The following is a 21804-nucleotide window of genomic DNA, read 5'->3' on the forward strand; positions in this document are numbered from 1 at the left end:
GAAATTAAACAATACGCCCTTATATCCACCCCAAAAGACAAAAAACCCCTACAAATCATTGATCTATAGGGGTTTTAAAATTTAAAAAGTGGTCCCACCTGGGCTCGAACCAGGGACCCCTTGATTATGAGTCAAGTGCTCTAACCAGCTGAGCTATAGGACCCGCTCTACGTCAATTTTCATGACAAAGAGGGCGCAAAAATAACATTAATTTTTAACGGCTACAAACAATTTTGCCGTTTGTATGACAATTAAATTTTATTCGGTTATCTCTTGACACAGTTCTACCAGCACTCCGCCAGCGGTTTTAGGATGAAGAAAAGCAACTAACTTATTGTCTGCTCCCTTTTTAGGCTTCTCATTAAGTAATACAAAACCTTCTTCTTTAAGACGCTGCATCTCTGCAACGATATCATCTACCGCGTAAGCGATATGATGAATGCCTTCTCCTTTTTTTGCTAAGAATTTAGCTATTGGGCTATCTTCGTTTGTTGCTTCTAGTAATTCTATTTTGTTTTCTCCTACTTTAAAAAAGGATGTGCGCACGCCTTCAGTCTCCACTTCTTCTATCTTGTAGTGTGGCGCGGCAAACATTTTCGCGTAAAGCGTATTAGACACATTAAGATCATTAACCGCTATGCCTATATGTTCTATCTTTTTCATGGTTGTATCTTAATTTTAAAAAGCAATTTACTTATTAAATAGAATCTAGCGAATAACGTATTTTTGCATCATGGAAACAAACAGGCAAAAGAAAGTAGCTGGAGTTTTACAGCGAGATCTTGTAGATGTGATACAAAAGGCATTGCGCCAGGGCGGAGTGAAAGACCTTATTGTCTCTGTAAGCAAAGTGAATGTAACGACAGACTTATCTATCGCAAAGGTATATGTTAGCGTTTTTCCGCATAACAAGGCGCCAGAGCTTATTAAAGAAATCAACACGGTTAAACCCTTTATAAAACACGACATCGCACAGCGCACGCGCAATCAACTGCGTCGCATGCCAGATCTTAGTTTTTATATAGACGACTCTTTAGAATATATTGAGGGTATAGACCGTTCTCTTAAAGGTGAAGAAAACCCTATTGAAAACCCAGACCTTCTACCAAAAAGAAAAAAATCATAACCGCACTACATGAAGTTCTCCCTGTTTATTGCAAAACGGTATCTCTTTTCACGAAGTTCTAACAACGCAATAAACATCATTACCATAATCTCTGCAATAAGCATTGTTGCTGGCTCTGCCGCACTTTTTATCGTGCTTTCAGGGTTTTCTGGTCTTAAAGAATTCAGCCTTTCATTCTCGTCTATCTTTGATCCAGACGTTAAGGTGATCCCGGCGAGCGGTAAGACCATTAGGCTTACACCAAAACAAGAAAGCGACCTCAAAGAAATTCCCGGAATTGCACAGTATACAAAGGTTATAGAAGAGCGCGCATTTCTTGAATATCGTGGCAAGAATCACATTGCATACATTAAAGGCGTAGACACAAACTACCGAAAAATTAACGCCATAGATAGCACCTTGCTTTATGGCAACTGGATAACTCCAGATGATCATGTTGCTGCGATAGGTTTTGGTATTTCTCGCATACTTTCTCTGGGAGTTAATAATTATCAAAATCTCTTACAAGTAATGGTTCCTAAACCAGGAACCGGCCAGATCACAGATCCTACACAAGCCTTTAGTTCGTCACAACTTGTAGTAAGTGATATGTTTCAGGTTAATGAAGAGCTGGACAATAAATATGTTTTTGTAAACCTTGATTTTGCGCGCGAGTTACTCAATTATGACGATTCTACTTTAAGTGCTATTGAGATAAAAACCACACCAGAAGCAGACATGACCAGCACCATCGCCGCGCTCGAAAAACTTCTGGGAGAAAACACAAAAGTGCTTACCCGCATACAGCTTAACGACAAGCTTTATAAAATGCTCAATGCAGAGAATCTTGCAGTTTATCTCATTTTTACTCTTGTGCTTATCATCGCGCTTTTTAATCTTATAGGTAGCATTATCATGATCATTCTAGATAAGCGACCCAATATAAAAACACTGCACAGCCTAGGCGCAACCATCCCAGAAATTAGAAAAGTTTTCTTTATGCAAGGTGGTCTTATGACCATTTTTGGTGGATTGTTCGGGTTGTTTCTAGGAGCGATCATTGTTGCTGGCCAAATCAATTTTGAGTGGGTAATGATCACACCATCGCTGCCTTATCCCATGAAGTTTATGACGCTTAATTTTGTCGCCGTTTTTGCGACCATCGCAATTTTAGGCTTACTCGCTTCGTTTCTTGCATCAAGTAGAATTCAACCTAAATTGTTAGAGTGATTTTATGCGGGCAGCCGGGCTATACGCTGCAATTCCTCGTGTGCTCACCGCACACTGTGGGATTTACGCTGCTATCCCTGCCCGGTACTTTTCATGTAAATGAAAGCCAGCAAAACACTTGTTCATTACTTTAACAAGTAACGGTTGACAAATAAAATTTAAAATACGATTTTAGCATTTGTCCCTTTAAGAACATATGATTAGATACATATTTTTTTTCGCATTACTCTCATTTCAATTTGTAAACGGGCAAGACTCGCTGGTTGTACAGATTGATAAAAATAACGCTGACCTTCTTGACTCAGATCAGTTCATGATCCTGCTAGACTCAGTAGACAAGATCAATCCAGATCTACAGCGCATCATCGTTAAAAAAGACGATAACAGGATGCGTTATGAGCTGATGGATACAGAATCTGCAGCGCGTTTTGACAGCATCTGGATGTCTCGCCTTATGACCGAAGATCTTTTTGACTCGATCACAAACATGGTGCAAACTTTAGATTACAATACTAAAGAAGCACTTATTGTACCTACAGATACTTTAAAAAAGCGACTGGCAATTCTAGATTCTAAAACGCCATTTAATGTAGAATACAACGCTTCTCTTGAGAGCGTGATCAACATGTATTTGCGCCGCCACAAACCCGCGATGGAAAGATTGATGGGACTTACAGAATTTTATTTCCCAGCATTTGAGCAAGCACTTGACAAAAAAGATATGCCGCTAGAGCTTAAGTATCTTTCAATTGTTGAGTCGGCAATGCGCCCCAGAGCAAAATCTCCTGTGGGAGCGACCGGTATCTGGCAATTTATGTTCACAACCGCAAAATTATACGGCCTTGATGTAAGCTCTTATGTAGATGAGCGCATGGATCCTTTGCGATCTACAGAAGCTGCAACAAGCTATCTTACTACGCTGTATGATATTTTTGAAGATTGGGATCTGGCATTAGCCGCATACAACTCTGGCCCAGGAAATGTAACTAAAGCGATGCGTCGCAGTGGCTCAGAAAATTACTGGAATTTACGCCACTATCTTCCTCGTGAAACTGCAGGCTATGTGCCGGCATTTTTAGCAACGCTGTACATTTTTGAATACGCAGAAGAACACGGTTACAAACCAGAACGACCTACGTACAACTACTTTGAGACAGACACGGTGCATGTAAAAAAGATGATCACATTAGATCAAGTTTCTCAATACACAGATGTTCCGCTAGAGCAATTGCAGTTTTTGAATCCGTCATACAAACTGGATATCATCCCGTATGTAAAAGACAAAAATTATGCATTACGATTACCTAAACGCGCATTAGGAAAATTCGTGACAAACGAGAATGCAATTTATCAGATCACTTCAGATGAGCTTGCGCGAAAAGAAGCCACACTTCCTAAATATATTGAAGCACCAGAACGCATCGTCTATCGCGTAAAAAGCGGCGACTACCTAGGAAAAATCGCAAGTAAATATAATGTAGGCGTTTCTGAACTTAAACGCTGGAACAACCTAAAAAGCACGAGCTTAAGAATAGGACAACGCATTATAATTTATCCCTCAGGACCAGTAAGTTCTGCGAGCACTTCAACAAAAACTTCAAAAAATTCTTCAGGAAAAAGCACCTATGTTGTGCAAAGCGGAGACTCTTTATGGACCATCGCAAAAAAATTTCCTGGAGTTAGTACAAAAAACTTACAAGTTTGGAACGATATTAGTGGCACATCGCTAAAACCAGGTCAAACACTGGTTGTATCGAAATAAAACTATCACCATGCAAAAATTACTTTCTGCCTTTTTCATTTTAGCTTTTCTAGTTTCTTGTAACGACAAACCTAGTGAGCGCTATGTTCCTGAATCTTCTGGAGCAATTAATGCCCTTACCGTTGTTATGGAAAATAACCTTTGGCAAGACACCATAGGCGAAGTTGTAAGAGAGAAGTTTGCCGGTCCTGTAGACGGCCTTCCTCGTGTAGAACCACTTTTTGATATTAATCAAATGCCTGCAAAGGCTTTTACCGGTTTTATGCGCAAGCAGCGTACGTTTCTTGAAATTAAGTATGGAGAAACCGCAAAAATGGAAATTCTAGAAGATGCATATGCACGTCCACAGGCAGGAGTTGTGATAGAAGGACCAGATAGCCAAAGCATAATAAACATTATTCAAAAAGACAGCGCAAAGATCGTTAGCGCTTTTAAAGATGAAGATGTAAAAGAAAAGATCAGAAGGATCAATCTTTCTTTAAAAGAAGATGAACCTATTAAGAAGCAATTTGGTGTATCATTAAAATTCCCCACAGCGTATCGTTATGCAAAACAAGAGGATAATTTTTTCTGGATAAGAAAAGATATTTCTCATGGCGACATGAACATCACGATCTATGAAGTGCCACTAGATAAGATCAAAGACACAAATACTGTAGGCTCGATCATCGGGATGCGCAATCTAATAAGCGGTGATAATATCACTGTAGATGAAGGCGGGCGTTTTACCACAGAAGCAGCATACGCTCCTTATCTTAACGAGGTGACTATAGACGGCAAACCTGCTTATGAGACAAAAGGAACTTGGGAAGTACGCAATAAATTTATGGCCGGTCCTTTTGTAAACTATGCCATTAAAGATGAGAAAAACAACAGATATCTAGTGCTAGAAGGTTTTGTGTTCAAGCCTTCGGCTAAGCAAAGAGATAATATGTTTGAGCTAGAGGCTATTTTAAAGTCTGTGAAGTTTACAGAAGAATAAGACCTAAAAACAGCATAAAAACGAATAGCCCGTTTCAATTGAAACGGGCTATTTATATTTTTAAAACCTAAATAATTAAGACTTTTTAGGCTCTTCTATTTTCTCGTCTTTGTGAGAAGGAGCATCCTCTTCTTTAGAAGCATCTTTAAATTCTTTGATACCACTTCCCAATCCTCTCATTAATTCAGGAATTTTTCTTCCTCCAAACAGCAACAATACGACCAATACGATCAAAGCAATTTGCCATGGACCGATCATTCCTAAAAATATAGCTAATGCATTCATGTGATAAAATTTAGATTGTAAAGATAGTAAGAATATACTTTTTATAACGTTACTTATTAAACTTTAGCATAAACCTCCTCTAAAATACCTGTATATTTGCAGTATAGTTAAAAATTATGGCCAAAAAGAAAGAAAAAAAGAGGCTCAAGAAAAAGCTGTTACACAAATACAGGCTAGTAATTTTAAATGAAGACACCTTTGAGGAACGCGTTTCCTTCAAATTAAACAGGTTAAATGTTTTTATCCTCTTTGGGTTTTCTGCAATCGCTTTAATTGCCATTACTACCATATTAATAGCTTACACTCCGCTTAGAGAATATATCCCTGGTTACTCGTCTACAGCTTTACAAAAACAAGCCACAGATCTTATAGAAGAGACAGATTCGCTTAAGCGAAAATTAGACATCAACGAGCAATACTATGCCAGCATTCGCAAGGTGCTTACCGGCGATGTTAAGGACATAGATTTTAATAGAGATTCTATTTTAGCAGCCATGCCTACCGAAACTGGCGAGGTTACCGTTCCTGTTTCTAGAGAAGATTCTTTACTCCGCGAGCAGGTAGAAAGAGAAGATAGATACAATGTTTTTCAGGCGGCATCGCCCACAGCTTCTATCGCTCTTTTTCCACCAGTAAAGGGAAGCATCACACAAGGTTATGATCGTGATGAGAAGCATTATGCCGTAGACGTGGTTGTGCCAAAAGATTCGCCTATTAAAGCTGTGGCAGATGGCACCGTGATCTTTGCAGAATGGACGGCCGAAACCGGCTATGTCATGATCATTGAGCATGGCAACAACATGATAAGCGCCTACAAACACAATGCGTCGCTAAGCAAATCTCAAGGAGATCTTGTTAAAGCTGGCGAAGTGATCGCCACCGCTGGCAATACAGGCGAATACTCTACCGGGCCGCACCTTCACTTTGAATTGTGGAGCGCTGGCTATCCCGTAGACCCAACAAATTATATCGATTTTGAATAAAAAATTATGTCTTTAAAGTCAGTTGCTGCAAAGATCTTTGCTCGCCGAGTTGTAAAAAAAGACTTAAAGTGGATCAATACACCTGCACAAACGCAGCAACGCGTTTTTGATGCCTTGATCGCTTCCGCGAAAAATACTCAGTTTGGACAAGACCACGATTTTAAGTCCATACGCTCTTTTAAAGATTTCACCGAAAGGGTACCTATAAGAGATTATGAAGCGTTAAAACACTACGTGGAACCTGTAGTAGAAGGTAAAGAAGATATTTTATGGCCGGGTAAACCGCTGTATTTTGCAAAAACTTCTGGTACTACTTCTGGCTCAAAATATATCCCGATCACAAAAGATTCTATGCCGTCGCACATCAATGCGGCGCGCAACGCCATTTTACATTACATCAATGAAACTGGTAAATCTAACTTTGTTGATGGTAAAATGATCTTTTTGCAAGGAAGCCCAGAAATGAACGAGGTTAACGGCATAAAAACCGGCAGACTCTCTGGGATCGTGGCGCATTATGTGCCAAGCTATCTTCAAAAAAATAGAATGCCTAGTTGGGAAACTAACTGCATAGATGATTGGGAAAATAAAGTTGACGCCATTGTTGAGGAAACAAAATCCCGAAAAATGAGCGTTATCAGCGGTATTCCGCCGTGGGTGCAAATGTATTTTGAACGACTTATAAAAGCTACGGGTAAAGAGACTGTAAAAGAGATTTTCCCACACTTTGATCTGTTTATTTATGGCGGTGTAAATTTTGAGCCATACAAACAGACGTTTAAAAAATTAATAGGTCGCGAGATCAACAGCATAGAACTTTATCCTGCGAGCGAAGGATTTTTTGCTTTTCAGGATAAGCAGGAGGCAAATGGTATGTTGCTGTTACTTGATTCGGGTATTTTCTATGAGTTTGTAAAGGCTGATACTTTTTTTGATGAAAATCCCAGACGCTACACGATAAGCGAAGTAGAAAAAGATGTAAACTATGTGATGCTGGTAAGCACAAATGCTGGCTTGTGGTGTTACAATGTGGGCGACACGGTGATGTTTACCTCAACGTCTCCTTACCGTGTGGTCGTTACTGGCAGAATTAAACATTTTATTTCGGCATTTGGTGAGCACGTAATAGGCAAAGAGGTTGATGAAGCCATGGCTAGCGCACTTTCAGAAGTAGATGCAGAGGTTAATGAATTCACTGTTGCACCGCAGATCAATCCCGCGCAAGGCCTGCCGTATCATGAATGGTTTATAGAATTTAGCCAGCGACCTCATGATTTTATGGCTTTCGCCGAAAGGCTAGACAAAGCGCTACAAAAACAAAATAGCTATTATAACGACCTGATCACAGGTAAGGTTTTACAACCGCTAAAAATAACTGTTGTGCCTACTGGCGGGTTTCATGAATACATGAAATCACAAGGAAAACTGGGCGGTCAAAACAAACTGCCGCGACTGGCAAACGACAGGAAAATTGCTGATGCACTAACTGAAGCAACCGCTTAATTTAGGGTATATTTGATTATTATGAGTATGAATAAAAATTCTGGAAGAACACGCGCACAAGAGAGTTCTGCTGCGATAGAGCGCATGTATATCACAATGAGACACCTGTTTAACCGTGGTTTTTATAAGCCTATGGGTGTAAGTGGTGAAACCTTGCGTGAAGCATTGTTGATCTTAAGACCAGAAATTTATGGGACGATCGCTGATGAAAAAGTAGAGCTTTATGGCTTGCATTATGTGATAGATCGTTTACCGCTGGGAATTGAAGAATGTAGATATATCAATCTTACTAGTGATGAGGGATACAAAGATTCTCACTTCACGCCTATTGTTCCGCCAAAACGTCGTCGCAACTGCTACCGCATTGATGATGAACAAATGAATATTGAGATCACAAGAGGTCGTAGTGAGATCTACGATATTCTTACACATCTTACTTTTCTATTCATTGAGTCTCATAAGATCTCTAGAAGAGTAATCATTAATGAAGATGGCAGCACCACTCGCGACTGGCAAAAGCTAGAAGCGGCTGTTTTACAAGAAGAAGAGCTCAATAGGCAAGATCGTGAGATTGCCTTGAGTCATACAGCAAATATCTTAGGGAGAACCTTTAAAGAGGTTAATGAGATGCTAGGCAAATTTGCCCAGCCTAACAATCCTAAGCGTTTTTTAGAGGTGATTTATTGGCTAGGAAAACGCGCGATTGAAGAGGTTGCCGAAAATGAAAAACGCATCGTTACTTTTTCTCCTGTGCTTAGAGAGCGTTTAGGCCATCACATTCATGGTGAAGTGTGGGCAGATAATATTAAAGCGATCCTGCAGAAAAAGAATTTGCTTGATCGCCCGTTACATATCATCAGTGCAAATATGCACAGTGTGATGAACACTTTATTTGCTCCTGTGGCGCTTAAAAAAGAATTAGAGAAGAAATCTAATCTTGAGATCTACGAGGCGCTAAGCGACTCTTCTGCCGGTAAAACACGAGCTCGAGTTGAGAAAACTGCGCTAGCTCACGGCATGACTTTTATACCAGATCACAGCGGTACAAATATAGATGTGCAGATTTTTGACACAGCAGCTTTGGATGTGTCCAAAAACTCTTTTTGCCATCAGGAATACGAAGCAGGAAAAGAACCTGTGATCATCGTGATGGATTATGCCTTTGGTGAGCAAGCATATGAAACCATGGAAGAATTATTAAAACCTTATGCTTCAGGCGAAAAAACTCACTATCTTGACGTCAAAAGTATTTCTATAATGGGTAAAGCCGGGATTTTAGAAGGTGGCAAGGGAGATATTATGATCCCAAAGGCGCATTTATTTGAGGGCACGGCAGATAATTATCCGTTTGATAACGAACTTTCAAAAAATGATCTTGAAGGTCACGGCATTGATGTTTATGAAGGCGCAATGATCACAGTGTTGGGCACATCGCTGCAAAATAGAGATATTCTGAAGTTTTTTCACGAAAGTACATGGGACGTAATTGGTCTAGAGATGGAGGGTGCGCATTATCAAAAAGCGATTCAGGCTTCCGCCAAATTAAGGGGCAGCATAAGCAGTGATGTAAAAGTAAGATATGCGTATTACGCCTCTGATAATCCTCTAGAAACCGGAAGCACTCTAGCCTCTGGCGGCTTAGGAACCACTGGAGTAAAACCCACGTATTTAATTACTGAGAAGATCTTAGAACAAATTTTTAAGGGCTAAACTATGACGTCAAAAGAGAATCAAGAGGTGGATATCACAATGATTTTTAATAAAATAGGTCAATTTGCAAATAGCATAATTGCTGCTTTATTTTCGTTTCTTAGATTCTTGATCAAGAAGGCTTTTATAATTTTAGGACTAATAGTTTTAGGTGTGGTTTTAAGTATCGTCATAAACAATTTTGTAGATGACAAACTTGAAACTGAGATCATCGTAGGTACTAAAGTAGAGAACATGCAGTTTCTCTACAATAAGCTAGAAGTGCTTCAAGATAAGCTTAATGATGACGACAACGCATTTCTTCAAAATAACAACTTGACAAATACGATCAAGGAAGTAGAGATTGAACCTGTTATAGAAATTGATGATTTGCTTTCTAAATATAAAGAGAGTGATTATACTGATGAGCAGGTGATACTTCTTCTTGAAAATGTTGATACAAAAGAAGGTTTCTTTCAGTCTGAACTGTTTAAACTAGACTATGAATACCACAAAATAACATTGTCTTTAGATCCATACTTCTCAAGCGAGGATCTTGATAGTTTTATGCGTTTTATAAATACCAATGAATTTCTTGCTCAATTAAACGACATAAAAAAGAAGCATTTACTTGCTAAAAAAGAAGCAAATGCATTTAGCATAGAGCAAATTGACTCAATGTTAGTGAATGTAAATCAATCGCTTAAAAGAACGCAAGCCGCTAAAGAGATCTCTATAAATTCTAACGAAGGCATCAATATTAATAACGCAATAGGTCAAAAAAACCTGTTATTACTAGAAAATGAAAACATTGATATTGCGCTCTATAAACTACAGAACATCGTTTATGTAATAAATAAACCAGAATTCACTTCTAAAAAGAGTATTATACATAAGCTCCACATACTATTGCCAGTAGTTTTTGTAGCAATATATCTCTTGTTGATCTTATTGATTAGAGGTTACAAGAAGTATAACTACTAGCCAGCGATCTCATTATAAACAGAGATGTAAGATCCTATCATTCTTGAGATGTCAAATTCTTTAGATCGCTCAAAACACTTCTCAGCTACATTGCTGTAGAACGCAGGGTCATTTTCAAGTTTTGACATCATTTGTGCTAAACCGCTGTGATCTTTTCTTTTAAAAATTAAACCCGAATTTCCCACAAGATCTACAGACCCTTGCGCATCTGAGACGATCACTGGTTTTTTAGAGGCCATCCCTTCAAGAGTTGCTAAACCAAATCCCTCAAAATTAGAAGACAACACAAAAACATCACTCATCGCAATAAGCGCAGCAACGTCATCTCGCTTTCCAAGAAATAAGACTCGGTCTTCAAGCTTTTTTTCTTTAACCAGATCAATGGCGCTTTCTTGTGTTTTTCCTTCGCCCACGAGAATGAGTTTATGTCTTTCGGGTAATAACGCTAGTGCTCTAATTAATGTTTCTTGATCCTTTTCAGGTTTAAAATTTGAAACTTGTATTGAGACGAAGTCGTTTTGGCTTAAGCCAAAAGATTCTCTACGCATGGGTTTAACATCCTTAAATTTTGCGAGATCAGCTCCATTTTGAATCACGCAGATGTTTTCTTCTTGTAACTCTATATATTCACAAAGTGATCGTTTTACAACTGAAGAAACACAAATAACTTTTGACAACCGTTTAAAAATGAACTTGTCTAAATATTTAAGACTCTTGCGTTTCTCTGGTATAACGGCATGTTCTGTATAAATTATCTTGGGACTTATACCCATTGCAGCCATAAAAGTCCAAACAAGACTAGGGTACAAATGCACATGAACAACATCATAATTCTGTAAATATTTACGCAGCTTAACAGCGATTAACGGGTTGTAAGCGCTTTTAAATTCAAGATTTATGATCTTATTCTTGAGTTTACTATTTAACTCATCATAAAAGTTGCCCTTTGAACCAGTAAGAGTTAGCAGACTTACGTCAAAACCATGCGCCTCATAATGTGGCAAACTATCAACTAAAAGACGCTCTGCTCCTCCCTTTTCTAGATTATTAATTATGTGCAACAGCCTCATTTAAAAGTTTTAGATTCAAATGTAAGTCTAGTTTATCTATTTTAAGCAGACTTAAAAATTTCATACTTTAGCTTTGCATATCTTATCTCAAAATTCGCACACTCATCAAAGAGCTTTTTACAGAAATCTTTAAACGCATTTTAGGTGAAAAAAGCTTTTCTGCTTTGGCTCTTCGATTTCTCGGGATTTTTCTTTTGTTTGCCATAACTCTCTTTCTCACAAACTTCTATAATGCAGATTATGTGGGGCAGTATGAGTTCTCAAGATCAATATTATTGCTACTAGGAAGCGTTGCGCTGCTAGGCACAGATCAATCTATTTTACTTTTTGCAGGTATTCTTGAGAAAAATAATTCTACAGGCGATCTACACTCGATCTATTTAAAAATGGTGTTGTTAATAGCGATCGCTTGTCTGCTAATTGGTTTGACTATTTTTTTAATACCTCAACAGATATTCGGTTATTTTTTTACAGAGAATATCTCTTTTATAATTGTGACAAAGTGTTCTCTGGCGCTTTTTTTTTATTGCCTCTCCATTTTAAATACAGAATATATTAGAGCAAAAGACAAGGTCAATCTTTCAGAACTTTTTAGAGGTGTTATTAAATATTCTCCCTTACTCATTGTTGCCGTGTTGCTGTACGTTTTTGACAGACAAGACTTGATCGTAAATTTCTATTTAATTGGTTTTGTGGTTTTAGCAATAATAAGCAGCATAATCGTTTATCAAAAAAAAGGGACTGCATCACCTATTAAAACTCGGTTATCCTCTATACTTCACAAGTCATATCCCATGGCTGTAAGTTCATTGGGGCTTTTTTTACTATTGAGCGTAGATGTTATTTTCATAAAAAGATATGGGCAATTTCAAGATGTTGCTTTTTATTCCATTTGCATGAAAATAATTCTCATACTTTCAACCATCACAACAACATTTAATGCCTTTATCGCAAAAGACATTGCACGGCTTTATGCAATAAATGAAAGCGTCGCTCTTCAACAGATCATAAAAAAATACACCAGGATCATCGTTTTTTTATCCTTGCCTATCATTGTGATCGCCTTGCTTTTTCCTAAGTTCCTCCTGAGTTTTTTTGGCGAAAGCTATAGTGAAGCATCAGGCGCGTTAGTTATATTAGTGATAGGACATTTTATAAGTGTTACATGTGCCATTGGGCCTATGTTTTTAAACATGACAGGAAAACAAAGGGTTTTTCAATATATTCTGATGTTTTGTGTGGTCATGAATATCATTTTAAACAGCTTGTTGATTCCTGAATTTGGTTTAAATGGTGCTGCAATAGCATCATCAATTTCAACTGTTTTTTGGAGTAGAGCTTCGGCTTTAATTATCTATAAAAAGGATAAAATTAAAATTGCGATACATTAATGAGCGTTGTTATAAAAAAGAATGTTTTTGTCTTTTGGCTTATAGCCATAACAACAATTCTATTAGGTGTTGTGTCTTCTTTTGTACTTCCCGAAAGATTTTTTTATGATGCCAATACAATAGCTCAAGACCCTTATAATGAAGCTGGTTTTAACGGTAGTTATCCTCTTACTATTTTATTTTATCACATAACCGGCCTCTACAAATTGCCTTTTCCAGGTATAGGAATTATTCAATTATCAACTATTTACTTTATTGTGAGTAAGCTCGGTATTCCTAAAAACTTCCATCTACTTACCTTAAGAAATGTGGTGATATATCTAACGATGGTTTTTGTGGCCATTTATCTAGGTATGCCTAGTAAGGAATTCTTGACATTTATCGCGCTATCTCCTGTTGCTTTTCTTCTTGTGAAAAAAACATATTCAAGAAACAAAACTGTTTTAATATGCTTGATGGTATTCTTTTTATTTGGTTTGTTTTACAGGCCTTATATGGTTTTGATTGTACCGCTATCTATTGTGATGTTTTTAATAAGCAAGATAAAACTGCGCAATAAGGCCTTTGTAACAATATCTCTTGCTCTACTGGTTACAATAATTCTTTCGCTTTCATACGGCTTTATAAAAGGTGAATTCTTCTCACAAAGTACTCGTGAGGAGCTTAATTTGTTTAGAAAAAATTCTCCAGACGCAAATTCTATGATCACCTCACCTGTGCTTACAGATACGTGGTATGGAGAATCTATAAGTATTGTTTATGGCTTTTTCTCGGTCAATATTCCTATTAACGGATTGAAGTTTATTCTTTCTCCTCAAATTCTATTATTCGTAGCGTGGCAAACACTTTTGTTTATATTGCTTTATATTAATCTTATAAACTGTTTGCAAAAAAAGGATCGTTATGCCTATGAGCTTTGGGGTCTCTTTTTTGTATTCTCGTATTTTGTTATTCAAGGAATTTTTGAACCTGATCTAGGATCTGCCATGAAGCATAAAACGGGAGTCTTTCTTTTAATCTATCTAGCGCTTTATTATGACTTTTTTAGGGAAAGGAAGCTCGAACAAACACTATGAGATCGTACTGATCATACTTTCTTCATTTTTAGTGTTTAGAAGTATTGGTACGTTTCTCATAATAGGTTTTCTGATCTATAGCGGCCTCAATTTCAGAAGCTTTTCATTTAACAGCCTGAAGTGCAAAAACATCCTGTTAATTGCTATACCATTTCTACTAGATATAATTTTTGTCTGGAATAACAGTTCATTCTCAGAAGCCATTAAACATGGTGAAAAACGAGTTTCACTATTACTGTTACCGCTTTTAATTATAGGAAGTAGGAAAACTATAGATTTTTATTTCCTATTTAAATGGTATGCAAGAGCATTTACCTTGATCCTGCTCTTTTGCCTTATTAGATTTATCATTCTTTATAATGATCTATTCACAAAATACATTCAAGGTGTTGATCTTTGGGAAATGGGCTATAAACTAGCCGAAAGTGTGAACACTCATGGCCCAGCATTAAATATGCATGTTGCTTTTGCTGTTGTTATAAATTTCTATTTTCTCTTACGATCTTTTAGAGATCGTAAACCCTTGAATAATAAGCTTTTTTCTATAGGCTACTACTTGGTTTCGGTGCTTATGCTTCTTTATGTCAATACAAGACTTGCATTGATCAATGCTTTTATTTGCTGTCTTTTTACTCTCGTGATATTCTATAAGAACAAATGGAATTTTAAAAAGATACTTTTAAGAACTGGCGCTTTGGCCGTTGTTTTATTGACTCTGCTATTTACCTTCTCTTTACTCTACCCGCATACAACAGAAAAGTTCACCAGAGTGACTTTTGCTCATATTGATAAAGTAGGAGAGCTTGATAAAATTGAGAATCCAGAAGCAGAGGTTTTCAATGGTTTAGTTACACGATTGAGCATTTGGAAGTCGGCAGGAGAATTAGGCATAAAAGAACTGCCTTTTGGAACTGGAGCCGCAGACGGAAAAAGCGCTTTAACCCGATATTACAAAGAAACTGATCAAAATTTCTTACACATATTTGCCTTTCCTGCACATAATCAATTCTTAGATTTTCTTATCAAATTTGGAGTTATTGGCTTTATAGGCTTATGTATCTACTTTGTTTATATTTTCAAACTTGGCCTTAGATCTGGGAGTATAATAGCAGTCGTATTTTTCTGGATCTTCTTTACTTCTAATTTAGTTGACGATTTTCTTATTCGTTATGACGGAATTGTATTTGCCGCCTTCTGGCTCAGCATTTTTGCCAGTTTATCTATTGCGGGGCGTTCTGGTAAACTTCAGCGAGATTTTTAAAGTTTTTTGAACTGTTGAATCTTTCTTTACAAGTCAAATAACCGTTCATCCCAATCTCACTTCTTTTTTCAAAATCAGATAGTGTTTTAAGAATGACTGATGCCTCTTTTTCATCTTTAAATAAGTAACCATTTTCACCTGATCTTATAACATCCTTATTGCCCACTACATTAGTTGCCAATACAGGAATTTTTAAAGCCATAGCTTCTAGCAGAGCGATGGGTAAACCTTCCCAAGCAGATGTTTGAATATATATATCAATATTCTTTAAACAATTAAGAACATCGCTACTATTGTAAAACCATCCTGAAACTTTGATGTTTTTAGCGACTAGAACATCTCTCAACTCTCCATCTCCTACCCAAACAAAATTGAATTGAGGATTTGCTTCTGCAATGCGATTAAAAAGCTCTGGACGCCTTGGCGCTGTGATCCTGCCTACGATCCCAACGGTGAGCTGCTGCTTTTCTTTAAAGTCGCTTTTTACCACACCTTCGTATTTCAAAAAGTTCACACCATTTCGCACCAAGCGTGATGACCCCAATGCTTTTGCATACTCAAACTCTGTATCACCACAAGCGATCGTCACACCTCCATAAAGTTTTTGCATACTCTTTTCAATGGTTCGATATACGCTGCGCGTAAAAGGAGAAACATCCTTACGGAGAAAAGAATACCCATGCGGCGTATAGTAGATCTTAGGTTTAGGCTTTAAAGCGCTTGCCGCTATTCTGCCTATTACACCAGCTTTAGAAGAATGTAGATGTACAACATCTGGTTGAATCTCTTTAAGCTTTTGCTTTAATAAAGCGTAGGATTTTATATCAGCAAATGGTGCTATTTCCCTTTGCATTGGCACCATGATCATCTTTGTAGACTCAGGGAAATCTTCTCTCACTTTAAGCGCATCTATTTCCTTTCGTTTATCGCTATAAATTATCGTTGTTTCAACATTGTCTATCGTGTCAAAAACCCTCGCCAGATCCTTTAAATAAGAATGTATCCCAGCGCTTAAAGCCTCCACAATGTGTACAACCTTTAACGTATTCATATTTAAAGACTACAGTTTTTATTTAAAACACGAATGTTTAAAGCTTTCATAGACGGGTAATATCAAAAAGACAGTCGAAATCTCAGTAATTATCGACAACTAAAATTAATTCAACAAATTGATAATATTCTTTTTTAAAACATAACAAACATACTATTTTGCTATAACAGAAGCGTTTTATGCAATCAAGAAATACTCAAAGACCTTCAATACGGTTTATTCTATTTTTTATTGATCTCATTTCAATAATATGGATCTCTTCTATTCTTGATCTTTCTAATCCATTCAATATATATTTCTGTGTTTATTGCTCTGTTGCGTGGTTTGTAGTCGCTAATATTTTAGGGTTTTATGAAGTATTCCGCTTTACTCCATTGCTCAAGATATTGTACTTACTTTTAAAACAATTCGCTGTTTTTGGGATTGTAATTTTTTCATTTTTTGGCTTAAGCCAAAACATCTCTTACGAGTTTCAATACGCTTTAAAATATCTTCTTTACACCTTTGTTACGATAGGTTTTGCTAAAATATTTGTTTTTACGATCCTTAAAAACATACGCATCAAAGCCGGAAAAAATCTTAGAAGAGTGGTCATTTTAGGATCTAATTCTAAGACAAAAAAACTCTCAGAATTTTTTACCACAGATCCTGCATACGGCTATATTCTTGTAAAACTTTTTAATTTTAAAACACCAGAAACCTCTTTAAAAAGCGCCTTTACGTTCATTAAAGAAAACGCGATAAATGAGATCTATTGCTCCATTTCTGAGTTCTCAAATAAAGAAATAGCGCAGATCGTTGCCTTTGCAGACAACAATTTTATCACGCTTAAATTCCTGCCAGACAGCAAAGAGGTTCTCTCGAGAAAATTGCAGTTTCAATACTACGGCATTACGCCCATTATTTCTATTAGAGAAATTCCGCTTGATCATTTCAGAAATAAAGTCCTCAAGAGATTTTTTGACATTCTTGTAGCTTCGTTAGTTTTTATCACCATCCTTTCTTGGCTCACACCGTTGCTTGCGATCTTGATCAAACTAGAGTCTAAGGGACCTGTTTTTTACAAACATGTGCGCAATGGTTTAGGGTATAAAGAATTTCATTGTTACAAGTTCAGATCGATGAAGTGGCGTGACCCAGAAGATATTGATCAGGTGATAAAAGATGACGCCCGCGTGACTAAAATAGGTCGTTTTCTTAGACGCACCAGCATAGACGAACTTCCTCAATTTTACAACGTGCTCCTAGGCGAAATGTCTGTTGTAGGACCTCGCCCACACATGGTAAAATACAACGAAGATTACATAAAACGCGTAGAGCGATTTATGGTGCGACACCTTATAAAACCTGGTATTACCGGCCTTGCACAAATAAGCGGTTACCGTGGCGAAGTTGAGAAAGACAGCGACATCATTAACCGCGTGCGTTACGATATTTTTTATCTAGAAAATTGGTCGCTCCTCATGGACGTACGTATTATTGCAAAGACGATCGTCCAACTCATAAAAGGCGACCCTAAAGCGTACTAAATGCCGCAAGTTTCTATCATCACACCGCTTTACAACTCGGCTGCCTTTATTGAGCAAACCATACGATCTGTGCTCGCCCAGACCTTCACAGATTGGGAAATGCTCATCATAAACGACGCTTCTACAGATGATGGTTATGATAAAGTTTTGGCTTTCGCCAAAAGTGATCCCCGCATAAAACCTTTGCAACTCGATGAAAATTCTGGAGCAGGCGCAGCACGAAATCTTGGCATAAAAAACGCCACAGGAAATTTCATCGCCTTCCTGGACGCAGATGATTTATGGCGCCCAGAAAAATTGGAAAAACAAGTCCGATTTATGGAAAAATCTGGTGCTAAGATCTCATTTACATCTTATAATTTGATAGATGAAAACGGAAGCTCTTTAAATCAAAATGTTGAAGCACTTCCTGAAGTAGACTTAAAAAAAATGCTTCGCTCTAATTACATCGGGAATCTTACAGCGGTGTATGATTCAAAATTTTTCGGGAAGGTTTTTATGCCCACTTTGCGAAAAAGACAAGACTGGGCTTTCTGGTTAACGCTCGTTAAAAAAGCAGGAAAAGCACACGGAATTCTAGAAATTCTAGCCGACTATCGCATCAGGAAAAATTCGATTTCTTCAAACAAGATCGAAATGCTCAAATACAACTTTGCTGTTTATCACGAGCATTTAGGTTTTTCTAAAATTAAAAGTGCATTCTTAATGTCTCGCTTTCTCTGGGAACATTTTTTTGTAAAACCGCAACAAACTAAAGCAACGAAGTAAACTGCTTCAACTTTCCGCGTTTTGAGCGGTCAAGGTTTTCTTTTCTTTCAAAAACCAACTGTAATCCACCTTCTGCATACTTTTCTAGTGTTTTTTTTATTTTGGCTGTAGCCAAATCATCAAATTCTGAATCAGCCACATATTCAATTTTAAAAGCGTCAACTGCCGTCTGAATAATAACAAATTCCTTTACTGAACCTGCGTCTGTGATCACTTCTTTAGTGAGATAATAGAACGCCAATCCAGGGATTTTTTTACCACTGGGCAAAACGGCAAAATCACTGGTTCTTCCTTCAAGTTTTGTGATGTATTGTGCTCCATTTTTTATGATCACACTTCCTAAATCGCCTATCTCATAACGGATGAACGGATGTGCTTTATTAAATAACGAAGTCACCACAATTTTACCAACTTCGCCTTCTTTTACAGGTTTATTTTCTTCATCAAGCACCTCGACAAAAAGCAGTGGCCAGTCAATTTTTAAAGGCTTTCCTGCACGCGCCATTGCAATAATATTAAGTTCGCTTGCGCCATATTCATTATAAACGGGGATGCCCAATTGCTGCTCAAGCAATTCTCGGTCATCCTCAAAAAGCACCTCAGCCGTCACGATGCAATGCGTCAACGTGGGGCAGATTTCTTTCAGGATGAGATTTTGTTGTTTGAGATATTTTGCAAAAGCAACGATACTGCTCGTGTAGCCGTTGATGTGTCCGTATTTTTTTCGCCGAAAGGCAGCTACAAATCTCGCAAGATTTTTATCAGACAGATCAAAAATAGGAAAGCGCCAGCGGTTGCTTAAAGTGTCTTTTAACCGTTCTTTTTTGTTCGCAATTCCAGTAGCGGGAATACCATAAAATCGGGCTTCAAGCGAATTTTTTAAATCCAAACCTTCCTCAGCATACATCGCAAACGCTGATGCCCACGAGAGCGCATGGCAAAATTTATCTTTCGCAAAAATAAATGGATGCCCGGAGGAACCCGAGGTTTTATGTACGTGTGTATTTTTTGGCGTAAAACCAGAAGAAAGCCTGTTTGCAAGCGGTTGCTGCAGATCTGCTTTTGTAAGAACAGGTAAATTTTGCCACTTTGCTGGATCAGCGTTTGCGGCAAGTTTTTGATAAAAAGTATTGTTCTCTAGATGAAATTTGACGATCTCAAGCTTTTGCTGCGCTAAAAAAGCGGCAGGTTCTTGCGCTTTGATCTCAGCAAGTTTCTCACGAGCGGTGTCGATATCAAAACCTTTGATGCGTAAGCTAAAATCGAATAAATTCAAGAGATAAATATTAGCGGTTCAATTTACAAACAATTAATTTTGAAGGCTCAATTAAACTCGATAAACATGAATATCCTTATCCTTGGTAATGGCGGTCGCGAACACACTTTTGCGCACAAGATTGTAGAAAGTAAACATTGCGACAAGCTTTTTGTAGCGCCAGGAAATGCCGGTACACACACGATCGCTACCAATGTGAATATTGGTGTGACAGATTTTGACGCGATCAAAAAACTAGTGCTGGATGAGGAAATTGATATGGTTGTTGTGGGTCCAGAAGCTCCACTTGTAGAAGGCGTTTTTGACTTCTTTAAAACAGACGACGCGCTGAAAAATGTAAAAGTTATAGGTCCTTCAAAACGCGGTGCTTTGCTAGAAGGAAGCAAGGAGCGCGCTAAAGAATTCATGGCGATGCACAACATCCCGACGGCGGCTTACGAGAGCTTCACGGCAAAAAGTCTGGAGGCTGGTAAGAAATTCCTGGAGACGCTTAATGCTCCTTACGTTTTAAAGGCAGACGGACTTGCGGCGGGTAAAGGTGTTTTGATCTTAGATGATTTGGCTACAGCCAAAAGCGAACTCGAGGATATGTTAACCAATCAGAAATTTGGTGCTGCCAGCGAGACCGTGGTTATTGAGGAATTTCTTGATGGTATCGAGTTGAGTGTTTTTGTACTTACCGATGGAAAATCTCATGTTACTTTACCTACAGCTAAAGATTACAAACGCATTGGTGAAGGTGACAAAGGATTAAACACCGGCGGAATGGGAGCTGTTTCTCCTGTGCCATTTGCAGATGCTGAGTTCATGAAAAAGATCGAAGAACGCATTGTGATCCCTACCGTTGAAGGAATTAAAAAAGAAGAAATTGAATACAAAGGTTTCATATTTATCGGCTTGATCAAAGTAGGTGATGACCCTTTTGTAATAGAATATAATGTGCGTATGGGCGACCCAGAAACTGAGGTTGTACTGCCACGTATCAAAACAGATCTTGTTGAACTTTTTGACAAAGTAAGCACTGAAACGCTAGAAGGAACTCAGCTTGAAGTTGATGAGCAATCTGCAGCGACTGTGATGCTGGTTTCTGGTGGATATCCAGAAAGTTATGAAAAAGGCAAAGTGGTTACCGGTCTTGAAGGCGTGACAAGTTCAACTGTTTTTCATGCAGGAACCAATGTTGATGGTGAGAATGTAATTACTTCTGGAGGTCGTGTAATGGCGGTTACTTCGCTTGCTGATGACTTTAAAAAAGCGCTAGAAACTTCTTACAGTAATATTGAGAAGATCAAGTTTGACAAAATGAACTATCGCAAGGATATAGGTTTTGATCTGTAATTGAGCTTATTTATTAAGCTTTTCAAACTTAAAATCAATTTCCATATCGCTTCCCTCAACCTTTGCTGTAAATGCAGTTGCTCCATCTTTTGAGTAACTTATAAGGTTTGGGAATTCTATTTCATTATTTTCAAAAGCAAAAGAATTTTCAGTTAACTGCGCAAGATCAAAGAAAACAGTGTCTTGCGCATTGGGGTCGATCACGCGAAGTTTCCATGAATTATTTTCTAGTTTAAAAATCTGCATATTTTCTTGCCAAACGGTATCTGCCGCTTGCATGGTAAAACCTTCCCCAGCATATTGATCTTCTGAAATTTTCTTCCAGTTCTCAAATGTTTGCTTACCGGCTTCATCATTTTGCCTTTTCCATTTTCCTTGAAGCCAATCAAAATTCAGTTTCTGAACTGTAGAAGTTTCTTCAGGTTGAGATGATTTTTTATTCCCCTCTTTGCAAGAAATAATAAGAAATACGGTGGCGAGATAAATAAATAGCTTTTTCATAACACCAAAGTAAAACAAAA

The 21804-nt window shown here is 37.8% G+C and carries 20 protein-coding genes and 1 tRNA gene; 14 read left to right on the forward strand and 7 right to left on the reverse strand.

The window, feature by feature from the left end; genetic code table 11:
• Nucleotides 1–89 precede the first annotated feature (89 nt).
• Both ACZ5L8_RS13420 and mce read right to left on the reverse strand, forming a co-directional pair.
• A tRNA-Ile gene (locus ACZ5L8_RS13420) sits at nt 90–163 on the reverse strand.
• Nucleotides 164–258: 95 nt separating this feature from the next.
• Nucleotides 259–663: a methylmalonyl-CoA epimerase gene (mce, locus tag ACZ5L8_RS13425; RefSeq protein WP_464438203.1), complete on the reverse strand. Its 405-nt coding sequence runs from the start codon at nt 661–663 to the stop codon at nt 259–261.
• A gap of 70 nt (nt 664–733) precedes the next feature.
• On the opposite strand from mce, the gene rbfA reads away from it, so the two are divergent.
• The 4 genes from rbfA (at nt 734) to ACZ5L8_RS13445 (ending at nt 5079) form a co-directional block, all read left to right on the forward strand.
• Nucleotides 734–1126: a 30S ribosome-binding factor RbfA gene (gene rbfA, locus ACZ5L8_RS13430; RefSeq protein WP_464438204.1), complete on the forward strand. Its 393-nt coding sequence runs from the start codon at nt 734–736 to the stop codon at nt 1124–1126.
• A gap of 9 nt (nt 1127–1135) precedes the next feature.
• Complete coding sequence (locus ACZ5L8_RS13435) at nt 1136–2335, forward strand: ABC transporter permease (protein ID WP_464438205.1); 1200 nt, start codon at nt 1136–1138, stop codon at nt 2333–2335.
• A 196-nt stretch (nt 2336–2531) separates the two neighbouring features.
• Nucleotides 2532–4097 (forward strand): LysM peptidoglycan-binding domain-containing protein, encoded by a 1566-nt coding sequence (locus tag ACZ5L8_RS13440; RefSeq protein WP_464438206.1) that lies wholly within the window; start codon nt 2532–2534, stop codon nt 4095–4097.
• Nucleotides 4098–4107: 10 nt separating this feature from the next.
• Nucleotides 4108–5079 carry a DUF4837 family protein gene (locus tag ACZ5L8_RS13445; RefSeq protein ID WP_464438207.1) on the forward strand — a complete coding sequence of 324 codons (972 nt, stop codon included), beginning with the start codon at nt 4108–4110 and terminating at the stop codon, nt 5077–5079.
• Between the two features lie 75 nt (nt 5080–5154).
• Here ACZ5L8_RS13445 and ACZ5L8_RS13450 read toward each other — a convergent pair whose 3' ends face one another.
• The gene (locus ACZ5L8_RS13450) at nt 5155–5364 is read right to left on the reverse strand and encodes a Sec-independent protein translocase subunit TatA/TatB (protein WP_462600136.1); all 210 of its coding nucleotides are present in this window, start codon (nt 5362–5364) and stop codon (nt 5155–5157) included.
• 116 nt (nt 5365–5480) lie between these two features.
• Between ACZ5L8_RS13450 and ACZ5L8_RS13455 the strand changes: the two genes are divergently transcribed.
• The 4 genes from ACZ5L8_RS13455 to ACZ5L8_RS13470 are packed head-to-tail and all read left to right on the forward strand — an operon-like array spanning nt 5481 to nt 10523.
• Nucleotides 5481–6347, forward strand: a complete 867-nt coding sequence (locus ACZ5L8_RS13455; protein WP_462600135.1) for a M23 family metallopeptidase — start codon at nt 5481–5483, stop codon at nt 6345–6347.
• A 6-nt stretch (nt 6348–6353) separates the two neighbouring features.
• Nucleotides 6354–7850, forward strand: coding sequence for a GH3 auxin-responsive promoter family protein (locus tag ACZ5L8_RS13460; RefSeq protein ID WP_464438208.1), 1497 nt, complete (start codon nt 6354–6356; stop codon nt 7848–7850).
• 21 nt (nt 7851–7871) lie between these two features.
• On the forward strand, nt 7872–9560 hold the full coding sequence (locus tag ACZ5L8_RS13465) for a DUF6909 family protein (RefSeq protein WP_464438209.1): 1689 nt from the start codon (nt 7872–7874) through the stop codon (nt 9558–9560).
• Between the two features lie 3 nt (nt 9561–9563).
• Nucleotides 9564–10523: a hypothetical protein gene (locus ACZ5L8_RS13470; protein ID WP_464438210.1), complete on the forward strand. Its 960-nt coding sequence runs from the start codon at nt 9564–9566 to the stop codon at nt 10521–10523.
• On the opposite strand, the gene ACZ5L8_RS13475 is transcribed toward ACZ5L8_RS13470, so the two are convergent.
• Nucleotides 10520–11593: a glycosyltransferase gene (locus ACZ5L8_RS13475; protein WP_464438211.1), complete on the reverse strand. Its 1074-nt coding sequence runs from the start codon at nt 11591–11593 to the stop codon at nt 10520–10522. The genes ACZ5L8_RS13470 and ACZ5L8_RS13475 overlap by 4 nt on opposite strands.
• 164 nt (nt 11594–11757) lie before the next feature.
• Here ACZ5L8_RS13475 and ACZ5L8_RS13480 point away from each other — a divergent pair, with 164 nt between their 5' ends.
• Genes ACZ5L8_RS13480 through ACZ5L8_RS13490 form a run of 3 tightly spaced genes read left to right on the forward strand, consistent with a single transcriptional unit; the run spans nt 11758 to nt 15321 of the window.
• Complete coding sequence (locus ACZ5L8_RS13480; RefSeq protein WP_464438212.1) at nt 11758–12984, forward strand: MATE family efflux transporter; 1227 nt, start codon at nt 11758–11760, stop codon at nt 12982–12984.
• Complete coding sequence (locus ACZ5L8_RS13485; RefSeq protein ID WP_464438213.1) at nt 12984–14060, forward strand: hypothetical protein; 1077 nt, start codon at nt 12984–12986, stop codon at nt 14058–14060. The genes ACZ5L8_RS13480 and ACZ5L8_RS13485 overlap by 1 nt, the downstream gene beginning before the upstream one ends.
• Complete coding sequence (locus ACZ5L8_RS13490; RefSeq protein WP_464438214.1) at nt 14020–15321, forward strand: O-antigen ligase family protein; 1302 nt, start codon at nt 14020–14022, stop codon at nt 15319–15321. The genes ACZ5L8_RS13485 and ACZ5L8_RS13490 overlap by 41 nt, the downstream gene beginning before the upstream one ends.
• Here ACZ5L8_RS13490 and ACZ5L8_RS13495 read toward each other — a convergent pair.
• Nucleotides 15281–16372 carry a glycosyltransferase gene (locus ACZ5L8_RS13495; protein WP_464438215.1) on the reverse strand — a complete coding sequence of 364 codons (1092 nt, stop codon included), beginning with the start codon at nt 16370–16372 and terminating at the stop codon, nt 15281–15283. The two genes, ACZ5L8_RS13490 and ACZ5L8_RS13495, sit on opposite strands and share 41 nt — an antisense overlap.
• Before the next feature lie 179 nt (nt 16373–16551).
• Here ACZ5L8_RS13495 and ACZ5L8_RS13500 point away from each other — a divergent pair, with 179 nt between their 5' ends.
• Both ACZ5L8_RS13500 and ACZ5L8_RS13505 read left to right on the forward strand, forming a co-directional pair.
• Nucleotides 16552–17901 carry an exopolysaccharide biosynthesis polyprenyl glycosylphosphotransferase gene (locus tag ACZ5L8_RS13500; RefSeq protein ID WP_464438216.1) on the forward strand — a complete coding sequence of 450 codons (1350 nt, stop codon included), beginning with the start codon at nt 16552–16554 and terminating at the stop codon, nt 17899–17901.
• Nucleotides 17902–18669, forward strand: coding sequence for a glycosyltransferase family 2 protein (locus ACZ5L8_RS13505; RefSeq protein ID WP_464438217.1), 768 nt, complete (start codon nt 17902–17904; stop codon nt 18667–18669).
• Here ACZ5L8_RS13505 and ACZ5L8_RS13510 read toward each other — a convergent pair.
• The gene (locus ACZ5L8_RS13510) at nt 18653–19945 is read right to left on the reverse strand and encodes a phenylacetate--CoA ligase family protein (protein ID WP_464438218.1); all 1293 of its coding nucleotides are present in this window, start codon (nt 19943–19945) and stop codon (nt 18653–18655) included. The genes ACZ5L8_RS13505 and ACZ5L8_RS13510 overlap by 17 nt on opposite strands.
• A gap of 66 nt (nt 19946–20011) precedes the next feature.
• Here ACZ5L8_RS13510 and purD point away from each other — a divergent pair, with 66 nt between their 5' ends.
• Nucleotides 20012–21283 (forward strand): phosphoribosylamine--glycine ligase, encoded by a 1272-nt coding sequence (gene purD, locus ACZ5L8_RS13515; RefSeq protein WP_464438219.1) that lies wholly within the window; start codon nt 20012–20014, stop codon nt 21281–21283.
• A gap of 6 nt (nt 21284–21289) precedes the next feature.
• On the opposite strand, the gene ACZ5L8_RS13520 is transcribed toward purD, so the two are convergent.
• Complete coding sequence (locus ACZ5L8_RS13520; RefSeq protein WP_464438220.1) at nt 21290–21784, reverse strand: DUF6265 family protein; 495 nt, start codon at nt 21782–21784, stop codon at nt 21290–21292.
• Nucleotides 21785–21804 lie beyond the last annotated feature (20 nt).

The organism is Leeuwenhoekiella obamensis (assembly GCF_055391795.1).

Bases quoted from the DNA above. Each gene is read 5' to 3' on its own strand.
- ACZ5L8_RS13455 (WP_462600135.1), top strand. From the start codon at position 5,481: ATGGCCAAAAAGAAAGAAAAAAAGAGGCTCAAGAAAAAGCTGTTACAC.
- ACZ5L8_RS13435 (WP_464438205.1), top strand. From the start codon at position 1,136: ATGAAGTTCTCCCTGTTTATTGCAAAACGGTATCTCTTTTCACGAAGT.
- ACZ5L8_RS13505 (WP_464438217.1), top strand. From the start codon at position 17,902: ATGCCGCAAGTTTCTATCATCACACCGCTTTACAACTCGGCTGCCTTT.
- ACZ5L8_RS13470 (WP_464438210.1), top strand. From the start codon at position 9,564: ATGACGTCAAAAGAGAATCAAGAGGTGGATATCACAATGATTTTTAAT.
- ACZ5L8_RS13495 (WP_464438215.1), bottom strand. From the start codon at position 16,372: ATGAATACGTTAAAGGTTGTACACATTGTGGAGGCTTTAAGCGCTGGG.
- purD (WP_464438219.1), top strand. From the start codon at position 20,012: ATGAATATCCTTATCCTTGGTAATGGCGGTCGCGAACACACTTTTGCG.
- ACZ5L8_RS13500 (WP_464438216.1), top strand. From the start codon at position 16,552: ATGCAATCAAGAAATACTCAAAGACCTTCAATACGGTTTATTCTATTT.
- ACZ5L8_RS13485 (WP_464438213.1), top strand. From the start codon at position 12,984: ATGAGCGTTGTTATAAAAAAGAATGTTTTTGTCTTTTGGCTTATAGCC.
- ACZ5L8_RS13465 (WP_464438209.1), top strand. From the start codon at position 7,872: ATGAGTATGAATAAAAATTCTGGAAGAACACGCGCACAAGAGAGTTCT.
- ACZ5L8_RS13440 (WP_464438206.1), top strand. From the start codon at position 2,532: ATGATTAGATACATATTTTTTTTCGCATTACTCTCATTTCAATTTGTA.
- ACZ5L8_RS13460 (WP_464438208.1), top strand. From the start codon at position 6,354: ATGTCTTTAAAGTCAGTTGCTGCAAAGATCTTTGCTCGCCGAGTTGTA.
- ACZ5L8_RS13450 (WP_462600136.1), bottom strand. From the start codon at position 5,364: ATGAATGCATTAGCTATATTTTTAGGAATGATCGGTCCATGGCAAATT.
- ACZ5L8_RS13520 (WP_464438220.1), bottom strand. From the start codon at position 21,784: ATGAAAAAGCTATTTATTTATCTCGCCACCGTATTTCTTATTATTTCT.
- mce (WP_464438203.1), bottom strand. From the start codon at position 663: ATGAAAAAGATAGAACATATAGGCATAGCGGTTAATGATCTTAATGTG.
- rbfA (WP_464438204.1), top strand. From the start codon at position 734: ATGGAAACAAACAGGCAAAAGAAAGTAGCTGGAGTTTTACAGCGAGAT.
- ACZ5L8_RS13475 (WP_464438211.1), bottom strand. From the start codon at position 11,593: ATGAGGCTGTTGCACATAATTAATAATCTAGAAAAGGGAGGAGCAGAG.
- ACZ5L8_RS13490 (WP_464438214.1), top strand. From the start codon at position 14,020: ATGACTTTTTTAGGGAAAGGAAGCTCGAACAAACACTATGAGATCGTA.
- ACZ5L8_RS13445 (WP_464438207.1), top strand. From the start codon at position 4,108: ATGCAAAAATTACTTTCTGCCTTTTTCATTTTAGCTTTTCTAGTTTCT.